Origin of the sequence: Psychrobacter sp. Ps6, from assembly GCF_022129235.1 — a bacterium.
Lineage (GTDB): Bacteria > Pseudomonadota > Gammaproteobacteria > Pseudomonadales > Moraxellaceae > Psychrobacter.
Map to the genome: position 1 here is coordinate 1 of NZ_JADQAI010000032.1, position 3,934 is coordinate 3,934.

The 3,934-nt window shown below is 38.5% G+C and carries 3 protein-coding genes; all 3 read left to right on the forward strand.

The window, feature by feature from the left end; translation table 11 throughout:
* A partial coding sequence (locus tag I3255_RS13265; RefSeq protein ID WP_238039234.1) for a hypothetical protein occupies nt 1–358 on the forward strand: 358 nt, incomplete at its 5' end.
* Between the two features lie 549 nt (nt 359–907).
* Nucleotides 908–1,822, forward strand: a complete 915-nt coding sequence (locus I3255_RS13270) for a DUF1837 domain-containing protein (protein WP_238039235.1) — start codon at nt 908–910, stop codon at nt 1,820–1,822.
* Nucleotides 1,822–3,921: a DEAD/DEAH box helicase gene (locus I3255_RS13275; RefSeq protein WP_238039236.1), complete on the forward strand. Its 2,100-nt coding sequence runs from the start codon at nt 1,822–1,824 to the stop codon at nt 3,919–3,921. Before I3255_RS13270 ends, I3255_RS13275 begins: the two co-directional genes overlap by 1 nt.
* The last annotated feature ends 13 nt before the right edge of the window (nt 3,922–3,934 follow it).

The window sequence follows — 3,934 nt, forward strand, 5'->3', positions numbered from 1 at the left end:
AGCGTACTTACGCAATGTCGAGCACACCAAACTGATCTTTGCTCTTTTCACCGATGCAGATTCCCAGCAGCTTCCTTACAACACATTTAAAGCTCAGTTGAATGAACAGGTAAATCAACTTCGGCAACAATTCCAGCAAGAAAGTAGTGTGGATATAGCACTATGCAAGTCTCTACCTATCAATAAAGAAACCAAGCCAAATAACACTGCGGTTCAAGTGGATGAACAGACTCTAGATAGATTTATTGCGTCTAAGCAGTTAGAAAAAGTAACGAACTTAACTCTCAAACAACTTCGGCAGCGCTGTGGCGATTTCTTAGCTTTTTTAAAAAAAACAAGAAGCGGCCAAAATTTCTAGCTCGGTTGCCATGGCATATCGTGACGAATTGCTTTGCCGTGGGTTAAGCCATAAGACTCTAAAAGATTACTTGGCTGCCAATAAACAATTTCTCAACTGATGCATAGTGTAATCATAGGCTAGAGTTGCCTAAGCGATTACATTTGGCGGGTTTAGTTAAGTCAAATGAATATGTATATGAGACTTTAACTGACAATCTCGAAAGCATTGACATTAATGATCTAGAAGATTTATTGCAGGGTGTTTGCTGTCTGTGGTACTTAAAACTTAACGAAGTAAAATCTTTACCCAAGTTCCATACACTCTTATCTAGGTGCTTACCTTTAGAAATCGATGTGAGAACTTTACGAAAGAGGAAAGACATTGCGCAAGATTGGTTGAATCAATGGCCTAATGTAAGTCTCTTTAAAGAAAAGTTATAGGTTTGCTTTGTGTGCAATAGAATGCCTATCGCGCCATCAAGTTTATTACCTTACATATGATGTCTGCATTGATGCAATGTCACTAGTTGTATATCATTGAGAAAATTGTTATACAGGTTAGTGAGTTATGGAATTCAATGTACTGTTAGACAGCTCATTTTCTGATGTCTGTACGAAAAGTATAAGCCCTCAATGCAACAAGCATGTCCTGAGTATCGCCAATGATTTCGAGGAAGGAAGTTGGCGCCACAAAAATTTTCATATGTTTATATGGGATAATATTGCAGAAACGTCTCTGTCGTCTCAGGAGCGAGAAGCACTAATTAACAAATCCTCATCTTTACTTACCGCCTCCGCAGCTAACCTGAGATTGACAGATAAAGAAACTGACATTGGCAAAGGTAGTGAATTAGCCGAAATTTTCCTATACGGGATTATGAAGCACCACTATGGTGCTTTGCCTGTGGTTCCCAAAATTTTCTATAAACAAAATGCTCAAGATAATGCGAAAGGTGCAGACAGTGTCCACCTAGTTTTGCATGGAGATGATTTTTCCCTTTGGTTTGGCGAGGCTAAGTTTTACAAGTCAATTGAAAACGCTAGGCTTGGTTCCATAGTTACATCTGTAAAGAACTCCTTGAAGCCAGATAAACTGAAGAAAGAGAACAGTATCGTCACAAATGTTAGTGACATTGATCACTTAGTTGAAAACTCTGAATTACGTCAACGAATCAAAGATGCGTTGTCATCTAAAGTGTCACTAGACTCCATTAAACCCAAAATCCATATTCCCATTTTTATACTTCATGAGTGCGAGGTAACTCTAGGTACGACCATGTGGTCAGAGGAATACCAAACGCAAGTTATGGATTACCACTTAGATAGAGCAAATGCTTACTTTGAGAAGCAAATATCAGAGATGAGCGACTTACATCTTTACGACCAAATAACCTTTCATATCATACTGTTTCCAGTCCCAAATAAGGCTCAAATTGTTGACAAGTTTGTTCAAAAAGTTGAGTTCTTGAAGGAGGAGTTCTAGTGGATATATTTGAAAAGTGCCATGAGATCAATGACTACATAAATGATCAAGATGAGATGTCTGCAAGAAATGAACTCATTAAACTGCTGGACTATCATAAGTCTAACCAAATCCAATATTCACCTTTGGTCAACAACCTGATCAGGCAGGTCGGTTTATTTCCTTACATTCAACTGGAAACCAGCGATTGGCAAGATAGATATGCTCATGAAGCATTCAAGGTGGATGTTGGTGAAAGAGAGACTCTAGCCCTACATAGGGAGCAATCCTCAATACTCAAAAAGTTAATCGAGGGAAAAAACCTTGCCGTCAGTGCTCCCACCAGTTTTGGCAAGAGTTTCGTTATTGATGCGTTTATAGCGTTAAAAAAGCCTAAAAATGTAGTAATCATTGTCCCTACGATTGCGTTAACAGATGAAACTCGAAGGCGATTGCATAAGAAATTTGGTGCGAACTATAAGATCATCACAACTTCCGAAGCAAGGCTTGCTGATTCAAACATCTTTATTTTTCCTCAAGAACGAGCTATCCACTATGCAGAACAGTTAGAGAACATAGACATCTTGATAGTCGATGAGTTTTATAAAGCCAGTTCAGCTTTTGATAAGGATAGGTCTCCCTCATTAATAAATGCCATATTGAAACTTGGCTCGAAAGCAAAGCAAAAGTACTTTCTTGCCCCGAACATCTCTTCACTGAATGACAGTTTATTTACAAAAAATATGGAGTTTGTAAGTGTGAACTTCAACACTGTCTTTCTCGAAAAGTATGAGCTGTATGAGGAGATCAACGGCGATGAAAGGGCTAAGAGTGATACATTAATTAATATCCTATCGAATACTGCTAGTAAGACATTGATCTATGCAGGTACGTTTAGAAATATTGATAGCGTATCAAATTTGCTTACAGACCGCTTTCCTTCATCAGAAAGTGGCCTGCTGAGAGATTTCCATCATTGGTTGGGAAAAAATTACGATGTTAACTGGAAGTTGACTAACTTGGTAAAAAGAGGGGCAGGTATCCATAATGGACGCTTGCATCGCTCGCTAAGTCAAATTCAAGTGCGGCTATTTGAAGAAAAACATGGACTCAAAACCTTGGTATCCACATCTTCTATTATAGAGGGAGTAAATACATCTGCGGAAAACGTCATTCTATGGAGCAATCTCAGTGGCAAAGGGAAAGCACGCATTAATGATTTTAGCTATAAGAACATCATTGGACGTGGTGGTAGAATGTTGCGCCACTTCATTGGGAAAATCTATATTCTAGAAAAGCCTCCAGAAGAAACTGAAACGCAGTTAGATTTGGAATTTCCAGATCAACTCGTGGGCAGTATTGATTTGGAAGAATATAAGACTGAGCTAACTCAGGAGCAAATAGCTAGGATAATTGCCTACAAAGAGGATATGGAAGAACTATTGGGTGAAGGTAGACTGAATCAACTTCAAAAAGGTGGTCAACTTGAATCCAGTGATTCGTTTTTAATTCATAGCATCGCAAAAGACTTAGTAACCAACAAACCGACGTGGAGCGGTTTAGGATACCTAAATTCGAGCCATCCCGATGATTGGGACGGTTACTTGTACAAAGTAATAAGGCTATCTCCAAGTGGTTGGGGTGACAAATATAGTAAATTTGTGGGTTTCGTTAAGGTCTTAGCAGACAACTGGTCTCTAACTATTCCTCAGTTACTCAATAGACTGGAAGACTTAGATATTGGCATTGATCAGTTCTTCGAACTAGAGAAGAAAGCTACATTCAAGCTTGCCTCGCTACTTAATGATGTAAATGTTCTTCAGAAAAATATTCTTAATGAGAATATAGATATTGCGCCTTTTATAGGTAAAGTCTCTAATGCTTTCTTACCACCTTTGGTTTATCAGTTGGAAGAGTACGGTTTACCAAGGATGTTATCTAGGAAAATTCATGATCTAGGAGTGATTGACCTTGAGCGAGATGAGGTTGAGATTCATGTTGTTTTAGAAGAATTTACGAGTATGCCTATAGAGCATCAAGTGCAACTAAATGCATCATTTGATTCTTTTGATAGGTACATATTTAGTTACTTCATGGAAGGCATAGTTAGAGAAGCATGAGTATGGTTCTAAG

Bases quoted from the DNA above. Each gene is read 5' to 3' on its own strand.
- I3255_RS13270 (WP_238039235.1), top strand. From the start codon at position 908: ATGGAATTCAATGTACTGTTAGACAGCTCATTTTCTGATGTCTGTACG.